The sequence below is a fragment of the Rathayibacter sp. AY1A2 genome (genome assembly GCF_002930935.1).
Classification (GTDB): domain Bacteria; phylum Actinomycetota; class Actinomycetes; order Actinomycetales; family Microbacteriaceae; genus Rathayibacter.
In genome coordinates, this window is record NZ_PSTP01000038.1 from 1 (window position 1) to 5,332 (window position 5,332).

Genomic DNA, 5,332 nt, shown 5'->3' on the forward strand with positions numbered 1-5,332 from the left:
CCCCCGACCTCAGGACACCGTGAACCCTCAGGACACCGCGAAAGCCCCCGCCTTCCCCTGGATCGGCCTGCTCACGCTCGCCGGCGCCGTCTTCGTCTCCGTGACGAGCGAGTTCCTCCCGACCGGGCTCATCCCCGACATGTCGCGCGACCTCGGGGTGAGCATCTCGCTCACCGGCCAGCTCGTCACGATCTTCGCCGCGACCGTCGTCGTCGCGACGACTCCGCTGACCCTGGTGACCCAGCGCTTCTCGCGCAAGAGCCTCCTCCTCGTGGCGCTGTGCACCATCGCGGTCGCCAACGTCCTCGCCGCGCTCGCCCCCACCTTCGGGCTGCTCATCGGCGCGCGCATCCTCGGCGGGCTCGCCCACGGCCTCTTCTGGGCGATCGTCGCCGCCTACTCCGCGCACCTCGTCGCTCCGGAGCAGCTCGGCCGCGCGACCGCGATCACGGCGGGCGGCGGATCCGCGGCCTTCGTCCTCGGCGTCCCCCTGGGCACGGCGCTCGGGCACGCGTTCGGCTGGCGGCCCACCTTCGCGATCCTCGGCGGCGTCGTGCTCGTGCTCGCGCTGATCGTGGTGAAGTTCCTGCCCGCGGTCGACCACCACATCCCGCTGCGGACCGGCGAGATCCGCCTGCCGGCGCGGAAGGACCGGACGCTCCCCCGCATCATCGGCGTCTGCGTCGTCATCCTGCTGGTGCTGATCGGCCAGAACACCCTCTCGACCTACATCACGCCCTGGCTCGAGAACGCCTCCTTCGCCCCCGACACGGTGCCGCTCGTGCTCTTCGCGTTCGGCGGCGCAGGGGCGGTCGGACTCGTCCTGGCCGGCTTCGCGACCGACCGGTTCCCCCGCTCGGGCTTCGTGGTCGCCGCGATCGCGGTCGTGCTGGCGCTCGCGGGCCTGGCCGTCGCCGCGGGCACCGGCGCCGCCACGGCCGTGGTCGTCGCCGCGGTGATCTGGAACATCGCGTTCGGCGGCATCCCGGCGATGCTGCAGACCCGGATGCTGCGCACCTCCTCCTTCCAGCTGCGGAGCCTCGCCGCGGCGCTCCAGACGACGGCGTTCAACATCGGCATCGGCGGCGGCGCGGTCGTCGGCGGACTGGCGATCGACGCGAGCGGGCTCGACGTGCTGCCGTGGGTCGCGATCGTCATCGTCGTAGTGGGGCTCGTCGTCAGCCTGATCGTCGACGCCCGGGCGACGGCGGCGGTGCGGGCGGAGGCGGTCCCTACTCGCTGATCGTGTCCACAACGGCCTCCAGCTTCGTGAACACGGCGGTGTTCCTGCGCTGTGAGCACGGCAGCCTTTCTCAGTCGTGGTCACGGCGGCCTCCTGCGTCCTGAACACGGCGCCGTTCCGCCGAGGCGAACACCGGGATGTCGTCCGCACGGACGACGCGGCGCCCCGGGGAGCAGGGGATACGGTCGAGGGATGAGAGACGGAACCCGATGAGCCCGAGCACCCCCGAGCCGCCGCTGACCCTCCCCTACTACGGGGCTCCGCCGATGGCGGCGCTCCGCCGCTTCTTCGGCAACTACCTCCGCTTCCGCGGGAGGGCGAGCCGGGCCGAGTACTGGTGGATCATCCTCCTCGGCAGCGTCCTCACCGCGCTCCTGCAGCTGGCTGACGGCGGCCCGTGGCGCCTCGACTTCACGCTGACCCCGTACCCGAGCGGCGCGCCGTTCCAGACCTTCTGGGTGTCGCTCGCCGCGGGCGCCATCGCGCTGGCGACGTTCCTCCCGTCGCTCTCGCTGATCTGGCGGCGACTGCACGACGTGAACCGCAGCGGGCTGTGGATCCTCGCGATCCTCGTGCCGATCGCCGGCTACGTGTTCCTGCTGATCCTGTTCGTGCTGCCGCCGCGGCCGGAGGGCGCGCGGTTCGACTGAGCGGCGGACGCGTCGGCGGTGGAGTGCCGGACCCGGCCGACGAGTCGGCAGTGCGGCTCGCCTGCCGCCCGCAGGACGACGCCCGTTCTCGCATCAACCGCAGGAACCGTGATGCGCCCGAGCCCCAGGGTCGTGTAACCGGCTTCCTTCTCACCGGTGACCCTGGACGTGCCGATCGCGAGACAGATCACTGACCAAGCGAGAGCGGCGAAGAACAGCACCAGCTGCACGAAAAGGGGCAGACGCGATCCCGGAGGAAGGACCGCGAACCCGACGAAGAGCCAGATACAGGCGATCGCCTGGGCGAGAGTTCCCCACCCGGTGCTGAGAACACGTGTAAGCGCAGACCAACCGGGCAGCACTTCCACCCTCTCCGGCACCAGCGCAGGTACCCTCTCCGCCCCCGACATCATGCGCCCTCCGTCGGCGGCGCCAGGGCGACAGCGCCAGCGGCGCGCGCATCAGCCCGCTGCACCGCCCGATAGACCGTCGACCGCGCGACCTTGAACTCCGCCGCGAACTCGGCGACGGTGCAGTTCCCGGCACGATGCTCTGCGACCAGATGCGCCTCGATCTTCGGCGACAGCTTCGGCTGACGGCCACGCAGACGCCCCTTGGCCTTCGCGACCTTCATCCCCTCACGAGTGCGGGCACGAATCAGATCCCCCTCGAACTCCGCGACCATCGCGAGCACGTTGAACAGCAGCCGGCCGATCGGATCCTCCGGATCGTGGACCAATCCCCCGATGCTGAGCTTCACCCCGCGGCGGGTCAGCTCATCAACGATGTCGCGAGGGTCTGTGATGGACCGCGCGAGCCGGTCGAGCTTCGTTACGAGCAGAGTCGATCCGGCGTTGCACGCAGCCAGCGCCTCTCGTAGCGCGGGACGCTCGCGGTTCCGGCCGGTCAGACCCAAGTCGGCGTAGATCTGATCGGATGGGACGCCGGCCGCCCGGAGCGCGTCCCGCTAAGCGGTCGCATCCTGCTTGTCGGTTGAGACGCGGGCGTATCCCACGAGCGACCGTGCGCTCAGTGTGTCAGTTGACGCCCCACCATCGGGCATCTCATCGGGCGGGTCTATTGCGACAAACAGCGCCGCGAGATTCCGGTCTCATGCGCGGCCATCCTGGGCGGTCGGATGACGACCCCTCATCGGACGCCGGACGCATCGACGCACTAGCCCTCCGAGGCTCGCGCCGCACTACCGTCGAATGCGCCCGCCCAAGGCACCCCTAATCCAGTAAGGGGGTGTCCTGCCCGCAGCACGGTGAGGGTGGCAGCCCGTTCGAGCCGGGCCGGGTCAGAGGAGCCTCGCGCTGCGGGCGCGAGGCTCCCGCTCGACGCGGAGAGCGATTCCCTATCGGTACGCATGTCCAAATCCTCGCGCATCGAACAGGGGCCGGAGAGGCTCCTCGACGCCGGAGCGGCTGTCCTCATCTACTCCGGAGGTGTCCGTTAGGGGGACTTGGGTTCAGCCGGTCGTTGCAATACCACCGTGAGTCGGAGTGTTGGCGATGGGATCGAAGTTGAAGCAGCGTGCCCGGGGTGGCGCGGTTCTGGGAGCTGCCGAGGGAAGGGTCGAGTCGGTCGGCGGCCCGTGATGCTGTCGGCGTGCCGGTGAAGAGCCGCTCAACGGAGCAATCAGCTGCTTTCCGTCCGTCGCCTCGCAGGGGGTGTCTGCTCGGATCTTATGCTTGATTCGTCACATTGTTTAGTGGTTCAGTATCGCGTCGACGTTTTCGGTCGTTCCGTATCCCACCATTCGATGAGGTTGGCGTGCAAGATTAGCGCGAAGGCTTCGACTGCAAGGTCGCCTCCGGTGGTCAGGGAATCGATTGCGGCAGGGTCCCACTGGTCGAGATTCACTACCTCGTCAGTGGAGGTGGGTGTAGCTCGAATGGTTGTGTCAACGCTCCATCCGTTTGAGCTGTGGGTTGCGGTAGCCGCGATGACGTCGTACGGGGTGGAGTAGTGGCGGCGCATCCACCCCACGACGTCGGCGAGGTCGCGGGTGTCGGTCAATCGTTCTCGATCGGGGTGTAGACGGGGCATCCGGTCCCGTAGGGCGGTTGGATGATGGGTGCGGCGGTGGTGCTGCTGGTAGATCGGGTGTTTATGGTGCTGTCGATTTTGTAGGCGTTGACGATGCCGATGGGGTTAGCGAGGGGATCGGAGCCGTTGTAGGCGTTATATCCGAAGAGAACGAAGTAGACGGGTGTGCAGTTTGCGTCGTAGAGCGTCTTAGAGCCTGAGCTCCCGGGTGCGTAGAGGCCGTAGCTGAGTGTCTGCTGAATATCGAAGTTGGTGTCCGCGTCAAAGTGGCCGCGAGCGATGATGTGATTCAGTCCGAACCGGGAATTTCCGCAACGCAGCGGCAAGTCCCCCTGGTCGTTGCTGTAGCTGCCGAGCGAGTGGTCGTACGTCTGTCCGTCGCAGGAATGAGTGTTCAGTCCTGGTACGTCAGCCTGAGCGGCAGGTGCGACAACCGTACCCAGGACGAGCGCAACGAACACCGTGGCGATTTTGCCAGCGGACCGATTTCGTGAGGTGTGCATGACTATTACGACCTTCATCCAAGTCCCCGCGCTCACCCCTTGTGAGCGGTCGTCGTGCACGTCTAGGCCTACTCCGCATAGCTCGGCAATACAACCCTGGGTGTTGCCGACACCCGGGCTTGGCAGCGGGACACGCATGCCCTTCGAAGATCATCAGTGGGACAGTGTTCGTGGCAGCGAGCTGCAAGTTGGCGTCTGCGGGAGGGCCGTTCCCCGCACCAGCCCGGCGCGCGGGATGCGCCGCGCGCGGGCGCGGGCGGCAGCGTTCCGCAGGACAGCCGCTCGCGGCCATCACTGCTACTGCAGCGACCAGCGCCAGTTCCGAGCGCAGTAGGAACATCCCGCGCTGATGTCCTCCGGCCCGAACGTCGGAGTAATGATCGACGGTGCGAGCTTCACCGCCACAGGCTTCGCGGGACGATACCGCTGCCCGCAGACGTCTAGGCGCCCGGCCAACCATCCCCATACGGAACGGATGCAGCGCCCGTTCCTTGGTCCGTGTCACGCCGGCGGTGCACCGCGCTTCGCGCGCGTGGTTAGGGGATGAACTCTTGGGACCAGTAATCGGCCCGCATCTTCAGGAGAGGTCCCTCGATGGCGGAACTGACCGTGATGGTGCGCGGGTCCCAAAGCGTTCCTGCGATGCGCGCTTGCGGCGTCGTTCCGAGCTCGCTCGACAGCTGCTCGGGAGTCATCGCGTCGGGCGGGCGCACCGAGAACTGCCGCCAGCATCCACCGGAGGCGCACTCGACGGTCTCGCTGACGAGCTCGCTTCCGGCCGGAAAGTCGATGGCCGAGGCCGCCGGCACGTCCCCCTCGGTCCGGAAGACGGCCAGACCGGCGTAGTACACGAAAGCGCAGAGGACGGCTGCAGCCGCGATCGT

General features: G+C 67.8%; 3 protein-coding genes and 2 pseudogenes. 2 read left to right on the forward strand and 3 right to left on the reverse strand.

The features are described from left to right. Both C5B93_RS16680 and C5B93_RS16685 read left to right on the forward strand, forming a co-directional pair. On the forward strand, positions 1 to 1,243 hold a 1,243-nt coding region (locus C5B93_RS16680), incomplete at its 5' end, for an MFS transporter (protein WP_219812217.1). Positions 1,244 to 1,452: 209 nt separating this feature from the next. Then, positions 1,453 to 1,893, forward strand: a complete 441-nt coding sequence (locus C5B93_RS16685; RefSeq protein WP_181068431.1) for a DUF805 domain-containing protein — start codon at positions 1,453 to 1,455, stop codon at positions 1,891 to 1,893. Positions 1,894 to 2,302: 409 nt separating this feature from the next. Here the strand turns inward: C5B93_RS16685 and C5B93_RS16695 are convergent. From C5B93_RS16695 to C5B93_RS17420, 3 genes and pseudogenes are all read right to left on the reverse strand, one after another. Then, positions 2,303 to 2,956: pseudogene (locus tag C5B93_RS16695) on the reverse strand (recombinase family protein). 955 nt (positions 2,957 to 3,911) lie between these two features. Beyond that, positions 3,912 to 4,508 (reverse strand): hypothetical protein, encoded by a 597-nt coding sequence (locus C5B93_RS16700; RefSeq protein ID WP_146078540.1) that lies wholly within the window; start codon positions 4,506 to 4,508, stop codon positions 3,912 to 3,914. Positions 4,509 to 4,984: 476 nt separating this feature from the next. Continuing rightward, positions 4,985 to 5,332: pseudogene (locus C5B93_RS17420) on the reverse strand (hypothetical protein); the annotation flags it as partial.

Coding starts and splice junctions, on each gene's coding strand:
- C5B93_RS16685 (WP_181068431.1), top strand. CDS start 1,453: ATGAGCCCGAGCACCCCCGAGCCGCCGCTGACCCTCCCCTACTACGGG.